Raw genomic sequence first — 19110 nt, forward strand, 5'->3', positions numbered from 1 at the left:
TTAAACTTATAATTGACTAATAATAAAAAAGCGTCCCTGTATGAAGGACGCTTTTTTATTTTGTGTATTAATGATCTATACTTCAGGATCATGTTTCTCATCGGGTTTGTAATTGGCTTCAAGCTCAGCAAGTTTAGCTTTGCCATAAGCCATGCGCGTAATTACATAATACAATACCGGAACAATAAATATTGCCAATGCTGTTGCTGAAAGCATACCGCCAAATACCGTCCAACCGATGGTACGGCGAGATACCGCGCCTGCGCCTGATGCAAACAACAGTGGCAGAATACCCAATATAAACGCCATAGATGTCATGATGATGGGGCGCAAGCGAAGCCGTACAGCCTCAAGTGTCGCCTTTTCAAGCTCCATACCTTTATCAACACGTTCTTTGGCGAACTCCACAATCAGGATGGCGTTCTTGGCTGCCAAACCGATCAGCGTAATCAAACCGATCTGCGCGTAAACGTTATTGGTGAGCGATGGCTGAAAATTCAGGAACAATATAGCCCCGAATGCGCCAAGCGGTACCGCTAACAGCACTGAAAACGGTACAGACCAGCTCTCATATAACGCCGCCAGGAACAGGAACACAAAGCCGATTGACAGGATAAAGATGTATATAGTTTTTGACCCTGATAACAACTCCTCCCGGCTCAGGCCCGAAAACTCGTAGCCATAACCTTGTGGTAATGTTTGCGCGGCAACCTCCTGCAAGGCTTTAATAGCGTCGCCGCTACTATAACCGGGCTTGGTGCTACCATTTATCTCGGCAGATCGGAACAGGTTATAATGCGATATAAGCGGCGCGTTCTCGATAACTTTGTATGAGGTCAGCGTACTTAAAGGCACCATGCCGCCAGCGCGGTTACGAACAAAGTATTGCCCTATGTTGGTTATGCTTGTGCGGTAATTTGTATCAGCCTGGGCCAGCACCCTGAAGTTACGCCCATATATGGTAAAGTCATTAATATAAGTACTACCCATATAGGTTTGCAGCGCGTTATTAATATCACTGATCTGCACACCCAGCTTTTTAGCTTTTTCACGATCGATAGTTAACTGGTAAGCCGGTGTACGTGCTGTAAAGAACGAGAACGCACGCGCGATTTCAGGCCTTTGGTTAACCGCTGCCACAAAGGTCTGCAGGGTTTTCTCAAATGTCTTGATATCACCGCCAGCTTCACGCTCCTGCAAAATAAACGAGAAACCACCGGTATTACCCAAGCCCGGTATGGCCGGAGGCGATATTACTACCACACTGGCCTCTTTATATTTTACAGATAGTTTTTGTTGCAGCATCGCTACTAATGATTCCAGCTTATCCTCTTCCTTGGTACGCTCATCCCATGGTTTAAGCTGTACGAAGATGGTGGCGCTGTTTGATTTAGTTGCAAAGTTGATGGCATTCAAACCGCCCAATGCCGCATAGTGCTTAATGGCAGGTATACTGTCAAGCGTTTTCATCATATCATGCAATACGCCAACAGTACGCTCTGTTGCTGAACCTTCGGGCAGATCGTAAGTAATGAAGATACGGCCCTCATCTTCCAGCGGAATAAAGCCGGATGGTTTGGCCCGGAATAAAAACACGGTGCCTACTATGATGGCGATGAGCACAAACATTACAAATTTGGAATGTTTGATGCCTTTATCTACAGCGTTACGGTAACGCCCGGTAACCCTGTCAAACCACTGGTTGAATTTGTAGAAGAATTTATTTAATCCGCCTGACTTTTCATCTATCTTATGCGGACGCAGGATGATGGTACATAACGCGGGGGTTAATGATAACGCCACAAATGCCGAGATCAACACTGATATGGCGATGGTGATAGCGAACTGCTGATACAAGCGCCCTACTATACCCGGTATAAAGCCTACCGGAACAAACACCGCGGCAAGGATCAGCGCGATAGCGATTACCGGTGCTGATATATCGCGCATGGCATGTACCGTCGCTTCCTTAGGCGACATGCCCTCTTCATCCATGTAATGCTGCACGGCCTCCACCACAACGATGGCATCATCCACCACAATACCAATAGCAAGCACGAAACCAAATAAGGTAAGCGTGTTTATGGTAAAGCCCAGTGGTATAAAGAATATGAACGTACCCACAATAGATACCGGAATAGCCAATACAGGTATAAGTGTTGTTCGCCAGCTTTGCAAAAAGAGGAACACCACAATAATTACCAGTGCCAGCGCGATAACCAGTGTTTCTATTACCTCATCCAATGATACCTTTACCACCGTAACCGACTCAAACGGGATCACATAATTAATATCATTCGGGAAGGTTTTTTTAAGTGCTTCCATGGTGGTGGTAACGTTATCAGCCGTTTCGATAGCGTTACTGCCGGGTGCCTGGTAAATCAGCAGGTACGATGCTCTTTTATTATCAACAAATGAGTTACCCGCGTAGTTAAACTTACCCAGTTGAATACGGGCCACATCCTTTAAATGTACTACAGCACCGGTTTCGGGCTGTGTTTTTACCACGATGTTTTCAAACTCTTCCGGCTTAACCAAACGGCCTTTTACCAGTACAGTATACTCAAAGGTTTGCCCTTTCATTTGCGGGGTTGCACCCACTGTACCCGCGGCTACCTGCGCGTTCTGCTCCTGCAAAGCGGCAGTAACATCGGCGGCTGTCATGCCCAGTGCGGCAAGCTTATCGGGTTTTAACCATATACGCATACTAAAATCATCGGCACGGGTAAACACGTCACCCACACCTTTGGTACGCAAAAGCGCATCCTTAATAAATACGTTGGCATAGTTATCGGTAAACGTTACATCGTGCGTACCCTTTGGCGAATATAACGCCACCAGCATCAGGATGCTGGGATTACGTTTACGTACTATAAGACCTAAACGCTGTACCTCCTGCGGCAAGGTTGGTAAGGCTATGCCTACACGGTTTTGCACGTCAAGGGCCGCTATATTAATGTCGGTACCAACTTCAAAGTTAACGGTCATGCTCATTTGGCCGTTGCTGGTACTGTTACTTTGCAAGTAGGTCATGCCCGGTGTACCGTTCACCTGCACCTCAACCGGCGTGGCCACGGTTTGCTCAACCGTTAGCGCGTCGGCACCGGTATAGTTACCGGTAACCTGTACGGTTGGCGGCGTGATCTCGGGATACTGAGCAATAGGCAAGTTACTCATTGCCAGTATACCTACAACAAGTATCACTAATGATATTACAATGGCCGTAACCGGTCGTCGTATAAAGGTTTCTGCTATCATTCTCGTTTTTAATCTTTCGTTGATGCGGTATTTAAACCCTCATCGTCTTTTTTCAATAGGTTGATGTGTACGCTCTGGCGAATTATTTAGCGGCAGGCTTGGCAGGTGCCGCAGGTTGTTGCCCGGGTGCGCCAACGGCTATCTTGCTACTGTCGCGCAGGCGCTGTATACCTTCGGTAATTACCTTATCTCCCTCGTTAATGCCTTTTAAAACAATCACGTCACCATTTACACGCGGGCCAAGGTCTACCTTATTTTGCAAGGCGATAGTATCTTTTGCTGTGAACACAAAAAACTCGCCCATTTGCTCAACAACCGCTTTGTAAGGAATCTGTATACGGTCGCCCGAATCATTGTTCAGTACCTGTAAAACACCGCTCATACCATCCTTTAACTCCTTATTCGGGTTAGGGAATTGTATCCGCACAATGGTACTGCCGGTTTGGTTATTTACACCACGGTCAACAGCAAGTATTTTACCATTGCTGCCATACATTTTTCCGTTTGGTAATTGTAGTTTAAAGGTGCTGTCTGTACTGCTTTTCATCAGCGCATAAAAACGATCGATCTGCTGCTCGTTAATTACCACATCAATACCTACCGGATTTTCGGCCGATATAGTGTTCAGTAAAGTTGTACCCGGTGTAACCTGCGCGCCTAAACGTACTTGCGATATACCTATGCGGCCGGTAAAAGGCGCGGTTATGGTTGCGTAAGAAAGATCGGTACGTGCCGACTCAAGCGCGGCGTTAGCTACGGCTACCTGGCTTTTGGCTGTTTCGTAAGTAGCGGTTGCCTGATCTACCGTTTGCCGGGCAACAGCATCATTTTTTAACAGCATGTTATAACGGTCAATATCCTTTTGGGCTCGCAACAGGTTGGCTTTTGCGCTCATTACATTAGCTTGCGCCTGCTGGTAGGCTGCCACGTATTTACGGCGGTCGATCTCATACAAAGCTTTACCTTTTTGCACAATATCCCCCTCCTTAAAAAATATACCGGTAATAAAGCCGGATACCTGGCTGCGCAGTTCAACGGTATTAAGGGCTACTACTATACCCTGAAAGTTATCATAATAAGCAGCCGGTGATTTTTTAGCTTCAACAACGTTAACAGGGGTTGCCGGTGGCGGGCCTGCCTGCTGTTGTTTGTTACCACAAGCCGACCATGTTAATGTGGCGGTTACAGCCAACACGTATATACTGGTGTGTTTCATATTCAGGGTTTAGTTTTGTTGTGCAGATATTTTTCCTAATGAGCGTTCCAGGTCAATTTTGCTTGACAGCACCTGGAACAAAGCGTTATAATAATTCAATTGAGCGGTACGCAGGTCTGTTTGCGATACAATTACATCCAGGTAAGTTTTAATACCTTCACGGTATTGCAGGCTTACTACGTTATAAACATCACGGGCAAGGTCAACATTCTCCTTTACAAGCTGCCAGGCCGTGTAGTTGGTTTTGTAATTCGCCAGTGCCTGTACATACTCGGTGTTGATGCTGTTTTGGGTGTTGATGAGATCGAGGTCTACCCGCTCTTCTTGCAACCGTGCCTTACGCAAATTCTGGATGCGGCGTGTGCCCTGGAATAACGGGATGCTCATTTGCAGCCCTACATATCCGTTAGGGAAACTGTTATTGTATAAGTTTGACAAGCTGCTGCTGGCATATATTAAATTATAAGTACCAATAGCCGAGAGTGACGGCAAAAAGCCCCATTTGTAATAACTTACATTCAGGTTCTGCAAGGTTTTTTGGCTTTGCAGCATACGATACTCTACGCGCTTGGTAACATCCAGTGTTTGGTTGGTGTCAACAGCGGCCTCGGTTTCAAACCGGGTTGAATCATATTGTAAACTTAGCTGGCTACCCGCCCCTATGCCCATAAGCTGTTTAAGGTAGGCCTGGCGGCTGTTGATGCTTTCTGCCAACTGCTTACGGTTTGACATGGAATTGTTAAGCGCTATGGTAGCTTGCTTATAGTCGATCTTGTCTGACACGCCTGCGTCATACCGGTTACGGGCATCCCTAAGGCTGCGCTGTAACCTGACAATATCCTCATTGGTAATATTAAGTTGCCTTTGCGATAGCAATACATCATAAAAAGCCTTGCTAACGTCAGATATCAGGTTGATGCGTGTGCTCTCGGTGTTTTGTTTATAATACTGCCTGGAGTAACGCGCTGCGCGTGATGCCAAAAAAACATCATTATTATAAAGTACCTGGCTTACCTGCACACCTAATACAGACAGGTTGCTGATATTTTGATTTTGCAATACGCTGCCCGGTACGTTTGCCGAGTTAGCATTGGGGCCGCCTTCATAATAGTGTTGTAACTGGCCGGTACCTGTTGCCTGCGGAAGCCACCCGGCAAGCCCGATGCGTATATCGCGCTCATTGATGTTTTCATCAATAGTGGCTTGCTTAGCCAGGGGCTGGTTGCGCAGCGCATAGTTAATACACTGTTGTAAACTTACATTACCCGATAAGATATCAGGCCGGGGCTGTGTTTGTGCAAACACCCCCGTAACAGTGATTATATTAAATAATACAATGTATACTTTCTTCATAAGTAAATGAGCGCGGTGTGATGTGTTAAATATTTCGGCAAAAATTCTACATTATTATCAATAATAGCGATAATCGTTGCTAATATGTTATTTAAATGACTTATAATTTGACAATAACAAATTTTTTACGTAAAGCTTCGGTTACTTATACAGTTGGGTATATATTTTTGTTTATATAAAGCACCAAACATTTTTGATAAATTTTGACACTGATTAAATAAAAAATTTAATTACTTTGCCTTTTAGATTTTAAATAATCTTTAGAATAAGCCGTGTGAAAAATTTTACATTGGAAAGTTGCTGTGATATGGCTTATTCATATTATTTTTACAAAAAATTTAAGCAGGCTTAATGCATGGGTAAAAAACTACATCAAAAAATTGCTCAGTTCCAGGATGCGAATATGATCAGGGCTAAAGGTCTGTACCCTTTTTTCAGACCTATTGAATCGGGGCAGGATACTGAAGTTATTATTAATAATCAACGTGTACTCATGTTTGGGTCTAACTCTTATTTGGGTTTAACCAACCATCCTAAAATTAAAGAAGCATCTAAACAAGCTATCGATAAATATGGTACAGGTTGTGCCGGTTCGCGTTTTTTAAACGGAACGCTTGATATTCACATTGAGTTGGAGAACAGGCTGGCCACTTATGTTGGCAAAGAGGCGGCGGTATTGTTCAGTACAGGTTTCCAGGTTAACCTGGGGGTACTGTCATGCATCACCGGCCGTAATGATTATTTAATTTTAGACGAGTATGACCACGCCTCATTAATTGATGGCAGCCGTCTATCATTCTCAAAAGTTATTAAGTATGCCCATAATGATATGGGCGATTTGCAGCGCAAACTAAGCCTGCTGCCCGAAGAGGCCGTTAAAGTAATTGTTGTTGACGGTATCTTCAGCATGGAAGGCGATATTGTAAAGCTGCCTGAAATTGTAAGGCTGGCAGACGAATATGGCGCCAACATTATGGTTGATGACGCGCATAGCTTAGGTGTTATCGGCGAAAATGGTTGTGGTACGGCCTCACACTTTGGCTTAACCGGCGAAGTTGACCTGATCATGAGCACGTTCAGCAAATCGCTGGCATCATTAGGTGGTTTTATCGCTGCTGACTATGATACGATCGATTACCTGAAACACCGCGCCCGTTCACTAATGTTCAGCGCGAGCATGACACCTGGCTCAGTAGCGAGCGTTATTGCCGCTCTTGATATCATTGAATCAGAACCGGAACGTATAACCAAGCTTTGGGATAATACCAACTACGCCAAGCGCCTGTTAAGTGAAGAAGGCTTTGATATCGGCGCGTCAGAAAGCCCTATCCTGCCGATCTACATCCGCGATAATGATAAAACATTCCTGGTAACCAATCAACTGCAACGTAACGGTATATTTGTTAACCCGGTAGTATCGCCAGCGGTACCGTCGGATTCATCATTGCTGCGTTTCTCGTTAATGGCTACGCACACGTTCGACCAGATTGACGAGGCTGTTGAAAAAATAGCCAAAGCATTTAAGGATGTGGATGTGCATGCCGTAAAGGAGAACATTTAACGATTATATTACCCGAGCATAATAATAAGGTACACAAAAACAGTGTACCTTATTTTAATTATAACCACACCCAACATGAGCCACGTTGCCGAGGTAAAAACCAAAAAGGAACTTGCCGCCTTTATTGATTTCCCACACGAGTTACATAAAAATGATCTGAACTACGTTCCGGAACTTTTTATAGCACAAAAGGATCTGTTAACTACGCATCCTTTTTTAAAGCATTCGTCGTTACAAACTTTTTTAGCTTTTGATGACAGTGGTAAGCCCGTTGGCCGCATAGCCGCCATATTTAACACCAATCATAACCAGTTCAATAACGCCAGCGACGGCTTTTTTGGCTTTTTTGATTGTGTGAACGATCAGGCTGTTGCCGACCTGTTGTTTGACGCGGCTACAAAATGGCTCAAACAAAAAGGCGCAACTAAACTGGTTGGCCCCGCTAACCCATCTACTAACGAAACATGCGGCCTGCTGGTTAAAGGCTTTGATTCGCCCCCGCTGGTGATGATGCCGTACAATCCGCAGTATTACATGAACCTGCTTGCCAACGCGGGCTTTGCCAAACAGGTTGACCTGTTTGCCTACAGTTGGAAAGGCAACGCTTATAATGATAAGGCGGTTAAAATGCTAGACCTTTTGCAAGGCCGGTTAAAACGCAATAATATCACCATCCGTAACATCAACCTTAAAAACTTTAAGCAGGAAGCTGCCGCGTTGCGTGATGTTTATAATAAGGCCTGGGATAAAAACCTTGGCTTTTTCCCGATGACCAACGAGGAATTTGACTATACCGCCAAAGACCTTAAAATGATCCTTGACCCTGCCTTCGCGGTACTTGCCGAGCAGGACGGAAAAATAGTGGGCTTCGGTGTCGCTATTCCCGACCTGAACCAGATACTGCGCACTATAAAAAAAGGCCGCTTGTTGCCTACCGGTATATTTAAGCTACTGCTTAACAAAAGCAAAATAAAAGGTATACGCATAATGCTGCTTGGCGTGGTTGACGGATACCGCAAAATGGGTATCGAGGCCTGTTTATACGGCGAAATAATGCGTGCCTACACTGAAAAGAAAATGGATTACGCGGAGGCCAGTTGGACATTGGAACACAATGACATGGTAAACCGTGCCATTGAAGCCATAGGTGGCGAGCAATATAAAACCTACAGGATATACGAAAAAGCGATATGAGAGAAAAGGTTTTAATAACCGGTGCCAGTGGGTTTGTAGGGTATCATTTAATTAACGAAGCTATAAAAAGCGATCTGGAAGTTTATGCCGCCGTACGTAAAAGCAGCAGCATCGCCCATCTTGATGGCTTAAACATAAAATACGTTTACCCGCACTTTAAAGACGAGGCGGCACTTACGCAATTATTAAAGGACAACGGCATTAATTACATTATACACGCGGCAGGCGCAACTAAGGCCCGCTCGCAAAATGAGTATGATACCATTAATGCTACCTACACGGTTAACCTGGCAAAGGCAGCGGTAAATGCCGGCCCTCAATTTAAAAAAATGGTACTGATCAGCAGCCTGGCTGCTGTTGGCCCTATCAATACACTAAACGGTATTATTACTAATGATACTACACCTAACCCGGTTACCGCCTATGGCCGCAGCAAACTTGCTGCCGAGCAGCAATTGAAAGCTGTAGCAGGTTTAAATTACACCATATTAAGGCCTACAGCCGTTTATGGCCCAAGGGATAAGGATATATTTATATTTTTTAAACAAGTAGTTAAAGGCATTGAACCTTACATTGGCAATAAAGCACAAAAATTAACCTTTATATATGTAACCGATCTGGCCGAAGTTAGTGTAAAAGCACTATTTGCAGGCAGCGGAAAAACGTATATTATAAGTGACGGAAACTTTTACAGCAGGTACGAATTAGGTAATATTACAAAAAGTGTATTAAATTTGAAGGCTATAAAGTTTCATCTCCCTGTAAATTTAGTAAAAGTTATAGCTGCAATTGCCGAAAAAGTAAGTTCTTTGAGCAACAAAGCCTCGGCATTGAATATTGAGAAATTAAAAGAGTTAACCGCCGCCAACTGGAACTGCGAGATTGAACAAGCCAAACATGAGCTGGGTTTTTACCCAAAGTATGACCTTGACGCGGGATTAACTGAAACGTTAAATTGGTATAAAGCTAATAAATGGCTTTAACCTCTTATAAATTAATAGTACAACAATAAATGAAACACAACATTAAACCTGCTGAGGGTAAATTGGGCATCCTCCTGCCGGGCTTAGGCGCGGTAGCCACAACAATGATCGCGGGTGTTGAGTCCGTTAAAAAAGGATTGACACAACCCATTGGTTCACTAACACAAATGGGTACTATACGTTTAGGTAAACGGACTGAAAACCGTAAGCCAAAGATCAAAGATTTTGTTCCACTGGCTGATCTGAATGACATTGTATGGGGCGGTTGGGACGTATACTCAGATAACGTATACGAAGCAGCAACTAACGCAGAGGTGCTTGAGCGCCATCACCTTGAAGCTGTTAAAGAGCAATTACAGGCCATTAAGCCTATGAAAGCCGCTTTTGACCGCGATTACGCACGTAACCTTGACGGTACTCACATTAAAACCGGTACACGTTGGGAAATGGCGCAGGAACTGATGGAAGACATGACGAATTTCAAAGAAACTCATGGCCTTGACCGTATAGTTATTGTTTGGTGTGCATCAACTGAAGTTTTCTTTGAAGCTAGTGAAATCCACAGCACCCTTGAAAAATTTGAAGAAGCGCTTAAAGCTGATGATAAACGTATTGCACCAAGTATGCTTTACGCTTACGCGGCGCTTAAATTAGGTATACCTTTCTCAAACGGTGCCCCTAACTTAACGGTTGATATACCTGCAATGGTTGAACTGTCAAAACTTACAGGCACGCCAATTTCCGGTAAAGACTTTAAAACCGGCCAAACTTTAGTGAAAACTATCCTGGCACCAGGTTTAGCTACCCGTTCATTAGGCGTTAGCGGCTGGTTCTCAACCAACATTTTGGGTAACCGCGATGGTTTGGTACTTGATGCTCCTGAAAACTTTAAAACCAAGGAAGTATCAAAAGGCAGTGTTTTGGAAGATATCCTGAGTGCTGAAGATCAACCTGAATTATATGGTGATCTTTACCACAAGATCCGTATCAACTACTACCCTCCTCATGGTGATAACAAAGAGAGTTGGGATAACATTGATATCTTCGGCTGGATGGGTTACAAAATGCAGATCAAGATCAACTTCTTGTGCCGCGACTCAATCCTTGCAGCACCAGTAGCGCTTGACCTTGCCCTGTTTAGCGATTTTGCTAAACGTGCCGGCATGAGCGGTATACAGGAGTGGTTATCATTTTACCTGAAAAGCCCGCAAACCGCGCCAGGCTTACCGGCTGAAAATGACATCTTTAAACAACTGATCAAACTGGAAAACACCCTGCGTTACCTGATGGGTGAAGACCTGATCACCCACTTAGGGCTTGATTATTACGAAGAACTGGTAGAAGCTGAAAACTAATACCAACTAATTCAATTCATACTAAAGCCCGGTTGTAACGTAAGTCGCAACCGGGCTTTTTATCATTTTTGTATTAACTGTAACATGTAGCGTAGCTGTAACAAACCGACGGCACGCTTGTCTTACTCAACAATAACTGGCATAATTATAGCATTACAAAGCAAATAATTGTTTTATAGCTATTTATAGTGTAATTTGGCATGGCAACATTTGTAAAGGCGCAAGCTTCGTCGTTTATTTCTACCATTATTGATTTTTCGACGACATTTGTATGTAACCATTTTTTTAATCTCTGGTATGTTTATTCAAACTTTACCGGAACTGTTGCCGGTGGCGTAACCAATTTTTTATTAGGGCGTATATGGGTTTTTCATGCACGCGAAAAAAAGGCACCCGGCCAGGCTTTAAAATACATATTGGTTTGGATTGGCAATATATTGCTAAATAACGGAGGTGTATTTTTATGTGTGCATTATTTAAGCATTGATAAATATATATCAAAGGCTGTGGTATCGTTAATAGTAGGCTTTAGTTACAATTATTTTATGCAAAAGAAGTTTGTATTTGCATAGAATTCCTAATACAATAAATGAATATAAACACACCGGTAAAAAAACTTCTTTTACTCTCCCTATTCCTTTTTCAGTCTGCTTTATTATTTGCCCAGCTAACCGTTGTAAACGGTACCGTGGTTGATGCGGCTACCAAAAAACCACTCCCCTACGTATCAGTAGCTTTTGCGGGTACTACCATTGGCACTACTACAAACAGCGATGGTCGTTTCTTTCTACAATCAGTTAAGGCCCAAAGCAGCCTGCAAGTATCATTTGTGGGTTATAAAACATTAATCTACACCATAAAACCCAGCGCCGAACAAAACGTAACCATCCGTTTAACAGAGGCTGCACAGGCTTTGAACGAGGTGATCGTCAAGAGCCAGAAAAAGCAGAAGTACAGCAATAAAAACAACCCGGCTGTTGAACTGATCCGCAAGGTGATCGAAAACAAGGAAAAAAATCAGCCTGAAAGTTATCAATATGTAGAGTACCGGACTTATGATAAGATGCAGTTCTCCTTTTTAAACGTATCAAGCAAACTGGCCGAAAAAAAATTCTTCAGAAAATACAAGTTCCTGATAGATAACCGTGATACCACAAGTGTACCCGGTAAAAATTTGCTGCCTATTTTCCTGAATGAAAAGGTATCGCACACCTTTTACCGTAAAGATCCGGAGAAAAAACACACCGTAGTATTAGGCGAAAAGAGCGTAAACTTTGGTCCGTTTGTAGATAGCGAAGGCATTGGCGCTTACTTTAAGCACATGTACTCCGAGATCAACATTTACGATAATAATGTAATGTTGCTAACCAATCAATGGCTTAGTCCCATTGCCGGTGTATCACCTAACTTTTATAAGTTTTTTATAACCGACACAATAACCACGCCCTATAACGAGAAACTGATTGAACTGAGCTTTACGCCCCGCAATACTGCCGATATGCTTTTTGAAGGCATGCTGTATATTACACTTGATGGTAATTACGCGGTTCAAAAGGCGGTATTAAAAGCTAACCGCAACATCAACCTCAACTTTGTAAAAACTATGGAGGTTGACCTGGAATTTTCCAGAAACACGGATGGCCGTTACCACCTGAACAAAAGCACTACCCTTGCCGATTTTGGTTTTAATAAAGATAAATCGGGCGGATTGTTTGGCATCAGAACGTTAACTTTCGACAAGTTTTTCATCAATACCCCCCGCCCGGAGGCTGCCTATGCCGGTGAGGCGGTGGTTTATATGGACGAAGCCAAAGAACGGAACGAGCAGTTTTGGCAGGAAAACCGGTTAGATACGTTAACCACGGCCGAATCAAAAGTTTATACCAATATTGATAGCCTGAACAAAATGCCGTCCTATCGCCGCACGGCCGATCTGTTATCGCTATTGGTGTTTGGTTACAAAAGTTTTGGCAAGTTTGAGGTTGGCCCGGCCAACTCGTTTTATAGTTTTAACCCGGTAGAGGGTTTCAGGCTAAGGTTTGGCGGGCGTACCACCTATGACTTTAGCAAGCGTATATTTTTTGAAACTTACGGCGCTTATGGTTTTAAAGACGAACGCTGGAAATATTTTTTGAGCAGTACTTACTCTCTTAACGCCAAATCAATCTACAAATTTCCGCAGCATTATGTAAGGGCGAGCTTTCAGAGAGATACCAAAATACCAGGCTTGAATCTTGACTTTGTACGTGAGGATAACTTTTTACTATCCTTTAAACGGGGTAATAACGATAAGTATCTGTATAACGATTTTTACAGGTTTGATTATGTGCGCGAGTTTGAAAACCACTTTTCATACAAAATCAACTTTACCAAGTGGACACAGGAGCCCGCTGGTTCACTATACTTTAACCGGCTTGTTGGCAGCTCATTAATAAGCGACAGGTATCTATCAACCAGCGAAATAAACCTTAACCTGCGTTATGCGCCTTATGAGCAATTTTACCAGGGTAAAATGTTCCGCACGCCTATCCTAAGTAAATACCCAATATTTAACCTGTATTATACCAAGGGTATAAAAGATCTGTTTGGTGGGCAGTATGGTTATGACAAATTGCTTGGCCGTATTGATAAACACTTTTACCTCTCCATATTTGGTTATGCGGATGTATCGGTTGAGGCCGGGCACATTTTTGGCAAAGTGCCGTATCCCTTACTTAACATACACCGTGCTAACCAAACCTACGCTTATGATGTTGACTCTTATAACCTGATGAATTTTTTGGAGTTTGTGAGTGATGATTACCAGGCCCTGAGTATTGACCAGCATTTTTACGGTTTCTTTTTTAATAAGATCCCGCTGTTAAAAAAACTTAAATGGCGTGAGGTGGTATCATTTAAAGCGTTATATGGCGGGCTGCGTAATGAAAACAACCCAACATTGCACCCTGACCTGTACCAATTCCCGGTTGATGAGGGTGGAAAACCCATCACTTATTCATTGGGAAGTAAACCTTACATTGAGGGGAGTGTTGGTATTGAAAATATTTTTAAATTTATACGCTTGGATTTAGTAAGGAGATTTAACTATCTCGATAATCCGAATGTATCCGAATGGGGTATCAGAACACGTATCACTTTCGATTTTTAATGACCGTAATAAAATAATGGCACAGCAAACCACAACAACTGCAGCACCTAACCTGCGCACCAGTTTGCAACTGGGAATATATAAAGTAATTGATCCTTTTGTAAAGGTACTCATCAAACTCGGGCTTACCCCTAACGCGGTAACCTCCATTGGTTTTATATTAAACATTGGCGTAGTAGTGATATTCATCGCCGGTGCCGAAACGGGTGCTCGTATTAATTTGAACTACGTTGGCTGGGCTGGCGGTTTAATACTGTTTGCAGGCCTTTTTGATATGCTCGACGGGCAGGTAGCACGCCTGGGTAACATGAAATCAACCTTTGGTGCTTTGTACGATTCGGTACTTGACCGCTACAGCGAGCTCATCATGTTTTTCGGGATCTGTTACTACCTGGTATCACATCATTATTTTTTCAGTTCGATCTTCGCTTTTATAGCCCTGATCGGCTCCATGATGGTAAGCTATGTGCGTGCCCGTGCCGAGGGTTTGGGCGTTGAATGTAAGGGCGGTTTAATGCAACGCCCGGAGCGTGTAGTAACCATAGGTTTATGCGCTATTTTGTGCGGTGTAATGTCAAACTACATTGGCGGCGATTATAAGTTATATGTACCTGGTATAAAGTATCATGTATTTGAAACCATGTCGATTTTTACGCTGCCAATAACTATATTAGCTGTATTAACTAACATTACGGCTTTTAACCGGCTTCGCGAAGCTAAAAAGGCGCTTAACGAAAAAGATCAGCAATAAAATATGCGCATACGATTGGCCTTGTTGCTTTTGGGAACGTTTTTAATGCTTGCCGATAGCAGCAAGGCCAATCATATTTATACACCCGTTACCGATACCCTTAAAATAGCCGAACTGCCTACCCCTACAGGTATCGAGATGCTGTTTTACCTGCAGCGCGACCCAAACACCAATACCATAATTTACGAGCTTAACATTGATAAGGACGGCAAGCTGGATACCGAAGACCCTATCCACCCTTATTGGAAGCTGTATGCCAAACAACAACAATGCGTTGAGTTAAGCATGATACAGCGGCGGTTTGCTTTTGGTATTGATGCTACACCGCTTGGCAAGGATAAATATGATATCAGAATATTGTCATACAAAAAAATTCCGCTAACGCTGATGAAAGGAACTGACGGTAAATTTCATATCTTCGTAACCATTTTAAACAAGCAAGCAATACTTAACCGCATTTTTGTACGTATTGATGGAGGGGCCGTTTGGTCGCCAAATGTTAAATACATGGAGCTAAAAGGCACGGATGTAGCCACCGGTAGAGAAATAGCAGAACGTTTAAAACCCTGAAAGGCCATGAAGAGGAACTTTATATCAAATTCACCGGAATCGGTGAGAATGTTTAAGAACAATATTTTAGAGAGTTTATCAAAGGTAAGTTTTTATGTACCGCTCATAATTTTTTTACCTGTAATAGCAGTTTGCACCTATTATTCGCTGTTTGTTGATCAGCAGCCGTTTCTTAATTTTTTCGGTTTGTTTATAGGCGGCCTGTTTGTGTGGACGTTTATTGAATACATAATGCACCGCTTTGTATTCCATTTTGTACCCAAAGCACAGTGGGCATTGCGCCTGCACTTTATATTTCACGGTGTACATCATGATTATCCGAGTGATGCCAAACGCCTGGTTATGCCGCCATCGGCCAGCATACCCTTAGCCACCGGTTTCTACTTTTTGTTTAAGCTGATCTTCCCAGACCTTTATGTGAACGGATTATTTTCCGGTTTTATATTAGGCTACCTGGTGTATGATATTTCGCACTATGCTATTCATCACTTTAACTTTAAAGGCAGCTTTTGGAAAAAGATAAAGCAGCACCACATGCTTCACCATTACCAGGATCCGTCAAGGGGTTATGGTGTAAGTTCTCCGCTGTGGGACAAAATATTCCGTTCAGATTTTTTAAAGAAGTAACATGGCCAAAACTGCCGGCGCAGTTTTTCCGGTTACCCCAAAATCGGCTATAACTGTTTCGCTGATCTCTATCCTTTATTTAATTGTTTCGTGGTTGTTACTGGGTTTTAAAACCGATCAGCTTATCCTGATCTTTTTATACAACCTGTTTTTTTATGCCACACCGCTAAGCCGTAAATTCATCGTCGGGTTTTCAATCTTTATTGTTTACTGGATCATTTATGATTACATGAAGGCTTTCCCCAACTATGCATACAATACGGTGCATATTAAGGGCTTGTATGATTTTGAAAAAAGCCTTTTCGGCATCAACACGAATGGCAGCATATTAACACCTAACGAGTATTTCTGGATTCATAACATCACATTATTAGATATTATCTCCGGCATTTTTTATCTGTGCTGGATACCGGTACCAATGGCCTTTGCCGTATACCTGTTCTTTATTAACCGCAGGCAGTTTCTGAGCTTTTTGCTTACCTTTTTTTTGGTAAACTTTTTAGGCTTTATAGTTTATTACACCTACCCTGCCGCGCCGCCCTGGTATGTACACTTTTACGGATTTGATTTTGTACAAACCACCCCCGGCAACACCGCTGGCCTTGCCCGGTTTGACCAGTATTTTGATGTAAACGTTTTTAAAACCATTTACGCCAAGGGCTCTAACGTATTCGCGGCCATGCCATCCTTACACTCGGCCTATCCGCTTATCGTGCTGTACTTTGGGCTAAAAAACAAGCTTGGGTTAATCAACCTTTTTTTTGCTACGGTAATGGTAGGTATATGGTTTGCCGCCGTGTATACCAGCCACCACTACATACTTGATGTTACCTTTGGTATAGCCACCGCGGCTTTAGGCATTGGTCTGTTTGAATGGGCCTTTTCCCATATTGGCGCGCTCCGTCGTTTTTTAGACAGGTACGAACAAACCATTAAGTAATTTAGCTACAAACTGTACCAAATAGGCTACTACAACTGCAAACAACTTAAATCTATTTTAGGTTATAACTGTTTTTTTGAATACGGTTAAAGCATCAGACTCTAAATTAAATAAATAAGGCACGTTGTTTGACTATGTTTCAGCATATCGCAATTGCTGATGAAAAAACTATTCACAATTATTACCCTTGCCATTATTTTTGCCGCTCAATTTGCCCATGCCGATGAACTTGATAGTTTACGCAGGCGTCTAAAAAACACCAGTGTTGATTCGCTGCGTGCGCCAATACATTTAAAATTGGTAACATTTTATATGCGTTACGATACAGTTAGCAATCCGCTTAAAAAATCCATGTATCAAAATGAAGCGCAGATCAACTGCTTCCAGGCATTACATCTGTATTCAGGTATTAGTGATACCACAGGTATGCGCATCAGCTTTGATAAGCTAACACAACTATTTTACAAGCAAAAAAAATATAGCCAGGCCAAATGGTATGCTTTGCAATCCAATAACCTGTCGCGTATAAAAAATGATGTGCCCAACATCATCGCCTCGCTGCAACAGTTGGCAGCTATAAAAACCGATATTAAAGAGTATAAGCTTGCCGAAAGAGATCTGAAAGAAGCGCTATTACTGTCCGAACAACAAAAATCGGCTACGGCAAAGGCTTCTGTTAAAAAGGATTATGCCAAGCTGAACAAAAAGCTAAACAAGAAAAGTAAACCGATGCTGGCCGTGCAAAAAAACAAGAAAGATAAGTCTCGTATTAAGATAACCAGCGCCCCGCTTGTAGCAGCTAACGATAGTACCGGTACTACTAAAATATTATCAGCCGATAAAAAGCCTGTTAAGCCGGCTACCGCTAAAAAATTAGCAGTTATATAACACGCTTAAACCACTTTCATCGTTTTAAGTCATACTTAACGTATGAAGAGAATGATTTTGAAAGGGCTGCCGTTGTTATTGTTAAGCATTGCCTTAACCAGCATGACCGGTACTGCTTACGGTGATTTTAAAGACGAATTTTTAGAGCGTATAAATGCTGTAAGGCGTAGCGGCTGCAATTGTGGTACACAACGTATGGCACCCGCCCCGCCCTTGGTATGGAATAACCAGTTGGAAGATGCCGCCGAAGGCCACGCGAATGATATGGCACGAAAAAAATACTTTAGCCACGAAAGCAGGGATGGCCGCCATATACAGGATAGGATCATGAACGCCGGTTATACTTATAAAGGCTACCGGAGTTTCGCCATTGCCGAGAACATTGCTTACGGGCAACGCAGTATTGAGGAAGTGCAAAACGGTTGGTTTAAAAGCCCTGGCCATTGTAAAAACCTGATGAATCCCGATTTAAAAGAAATTGGCGTTGCCGTTAAAGACAACTACTGGGTGCAGGATTTTGGCGGCCGCGAAAATTTTACGCCACAACAACAGCAAATGATTAAGAAGGGTGCACGTATTATACAGAAAAGAGGGTAATTTTATAGCGATGAACTATTTTGAATTTTACGATATACCCGAATCCTTTCACCCGGATGAAGCTGCGTTAAAAAAGCAGTTTTATCAGCTCAGTAAACAATTTCATCCTGATTTTTATGCTACCGAGGGTAATGAAAAACAGCAGGAGATTTTAGAACTCTCAACCCTCAATAATAAGGCTTACCAAACGTTGGCCGACCCTGCAAAGCGCCTTGATTACATATTACGCAGCCATGAATTGCTCCAGGAAGGTGCGAAACCGCAATTACCCGGAGATTTTTTAATGGAGATGATGGACATTAATGAACGTCTGATGGAGATTGAGGATGCAGAACAGTTAAGGGATATAACTGCCGAAGTACTTGCCTTTGAGGGTGATATAAATGAACAGCTCCATCAACTCACTGCCGATTACACTACCCTTGACGATACCGCTAAAGAAAGTAGGTTAGATGACATCCTAAATATTTACTATAAACAAAAATATCTGTTGCGTATTAAGGAGAGTTTAGATACATTTGCAGCCCGGTTCTGATAGAACAATTGTTGCCCAGATGGCGGAATCGGTAGACGCGTTGGTCTCAAACACCAATGGCTGCAAGGCCGTGCCGGTTCGACCCCGGCTCTGGGTACATGTTAAAGGGTTGCTCCAAAAGAGCAACCCTTTTT

General features: G+C 42.9%; 16 protein-coding genes and 1 tRNA gene. 14 read left to right on the forward strand and 3 right to left on the reverse strand.

From position 1 onward, the window contains the following. Positions 1 to 75 precede the first annotated feature (75 nt). The 3 genes from AC3WJC_RS10045 to AC3WJC_RS10055 form a co-directional block, all read right to left on the reverse strand. Complete coding sequence (locus tag AC3WJC_RS10045) at positions 76 to 3258, reverse strand: efflux RND transporter permease subunit (protein ID WP_492398950.1); 3183 nt, start codon at positions 3256 to 3258, stop codon at positions 76 to 78. 82 nt (positions 3259 to 3340) lie between these two features. Further along, complete coding sequence (locus AC3WJC_RS10050; RefSeq protein WP_492398951.1) at positions 3341 to 4474, reverse strand: efflux RND transporter periplasmic adaptor subunit; 1134 nt, start codon at positions 4472 to 4474, stop codon at positions 3341 to 3343. 9 nt (positions 4475 to 4483) lie between these two features. Next, positions 4484 to 5827, reverse strand: a complete 1344-nt coding sequence (locus AC3WJC_RS10055) for a TolC family protein (RefSeq protein WP_492398952.1) — start codon at positions 5825 to 5827, stop codon at positions 4484 to 4486. Between the two features lie 355 nt (positions 5828 to 6182). Between AC3WJC_RS10055 and spt the strand changes: the two genes are divergently transcribed. The 14 genes from spt (at position 6183) to AC3WJC_RS10125 (ending at position 19073) form a co-directional block, all read left to right on the forward strand. After that, positions 6183 to 7388 carry a serine palmitoyltransferase gene (gene spt, locus AC3WJC_RS10060; protein ID WP_492398953.1) on the forward strand — a complete coding sequence of 402 codons (1206 nt, stop codon included), beginning with the start codon at positions 6183 to 6185 and terminating at the stop codon, positions 7386 to 7388. Positions 7389 to 7463: 75 nt separating this feature from the next. Further along, positions 7464 to 8582, forward strand: coding sequence for a hypothetical protein (locus AC3WJC_RS10065; protein WP_492398954.1), 1119 nt, complete (start codon positions 7464 to 7466; stop codon positions 8580 to 8582). Beyond that, positions 8579 to 9565 carry an NAD-dependent epimerase/dehydratase family protein gene (locus AC3WJC_RS10070; RefSeq protein ID WP_492398955.1) on the forward strand — a complete coding sequence of 329 codons (987 nt, stop codon included), beginning with the start codon at positions 8579 to 8581 and terminating at the stop codon, positions 9563 to 9565. The genes AC3WJC_RS10065 and AC3WJC_RS10070 overlap by 4 nt, the downstream gene beginning before the upstream one ends. 29 nt (positions 9566 to 9594) lie before the next feature. Beyond that, entirely contained in the window at positions 9595 to 10920 is a 1326-nt protein-coding gene (locus tag AC3WJC_RS10075; RefSeq protein ID WP_492398956.1) for an inositol-3-phosphate synthase, read from the forward strand. Between the two features lie 200 nt (positions 10921 to 11120). After that, positions 11121 to 11492, forward strand: coding sequence for a GtrA family protein (locus AC3WJC_RS10080; RefSeq protein ID WP_492398957.1), 372 nt, complete (start codon positions 11121 to 11123; stop codon positions 11490 to 11492). 17 nt (positions 11493 to 11509) lie between these two features. After that, on the forward strand, positions 11510 to 14068 hold the full coding sequence (locus tag AC3WJC_RS10085) for a DUF5686 and carboxypeptidase-like regulatory domain-containing protein (protein WP_492398958.1): 2559 nt from the start codon (positions 11510 to 11512) through the stop codon (positions 14066 to 14068). A 16-nt stretch (positions 14069 to 14084) separates the two neighbouring features. Next, complete coding sequence (locus AC3WJC_RS10090) at positions 14085 to 14819, forward strand: CDP-alcohol phosphatidyltransferase family protein (RefSeq protein WP_492398959.1); 735 nt, start codon at positions 14085 to 14087, stop codon at positions 14817 to 14819. Positions 14820 to 14822: 3 nt separating this feature from the next. Further along, positions 14823 to 15389: a DUF4833 domain-containing protein gene (locus AC3WJC_RS10095; protein WP_492398960.1), complete on the forward strand. Its 567-nt coding sequence runs from the start codon at positions 14823 to 14825 to the stop codon at positions 15387 to 15389. A gap of 6 nt (positions 15390 to 15395) precedes the next feature. After that, positions 15396 to 16016, forward strand: a complete 621-nt coding sequence (locus AC3WJC_RS10100; protein ID WP_492398961.1) for a sterol desaturase family protein — start codon at positions 15396 to 15398, stop codon at positions 16014 to 16016. 1 nt (position 16017) lies between these two features. Continuing rightward, positions 16018 to 16956 carry a phosphatase PAP2 family protein gene (locus AC3WJC_RS10105; RefSeq protein ID WP_492398962.1) on the forward strand — a complete coding sequence of 313 codons (939 nt, stop codon included), beginning with the start codon at positions 16018 to 16020 and terminating at the stop codon, positions 16954 to 16956. 159 nt (positions 16957 to 17115) lie between these two features. Beyond that, positions 17116 to 17844 (forward strand): hypothetical protein, encoded by a 729-nt coding sequence (locus AC3WJC_RS10110; RefSeq protein ID WP_492398963.1) that lies wholly within the window; start codon positions 17116 to 17118, stop codon positions 17842 to 17844. A gap of 42 nt (positions 17845 to 17886) precedes the next feature. Next, complete coding sequence (locus AC3WJC_RS10115; RefSeq protein WP_492398964.1) at positions 17887 to 18441, forward strand: CAP domain-containing protein; 555 nt, start codon at positions 17887 to 17889, stop codon at positions 18439 to 18441. A gap of 10 nt (positions 18442 to 18451) precedes the next feature. Next, positions 18452 to 18976, forward strand: a complete 525-nt coding sequence (hscB, locus tag AC3WJC_RS10120) for a Fe-S protein assembly co-chaperone HscB (RefSeq protein WP_492398965.1) — start codon at positions 18452 to 18454, stop codon at positions 18974 to 18976. A 13-nt stretch (positions 18977 to 18989) separates the two neighbouring features. Next, positions 18990 to 19073, forward strand: a tRNA-Leu gene (locus AC3WJC_RS10125). The last annotated feature ends 37 nt before the right edge of the window (positions 19074 to 19110 follow it).

The sequence above is a fragment of the Mucilaginibacter sp. FW306-07-L genome, assembly GCF_058782065.1.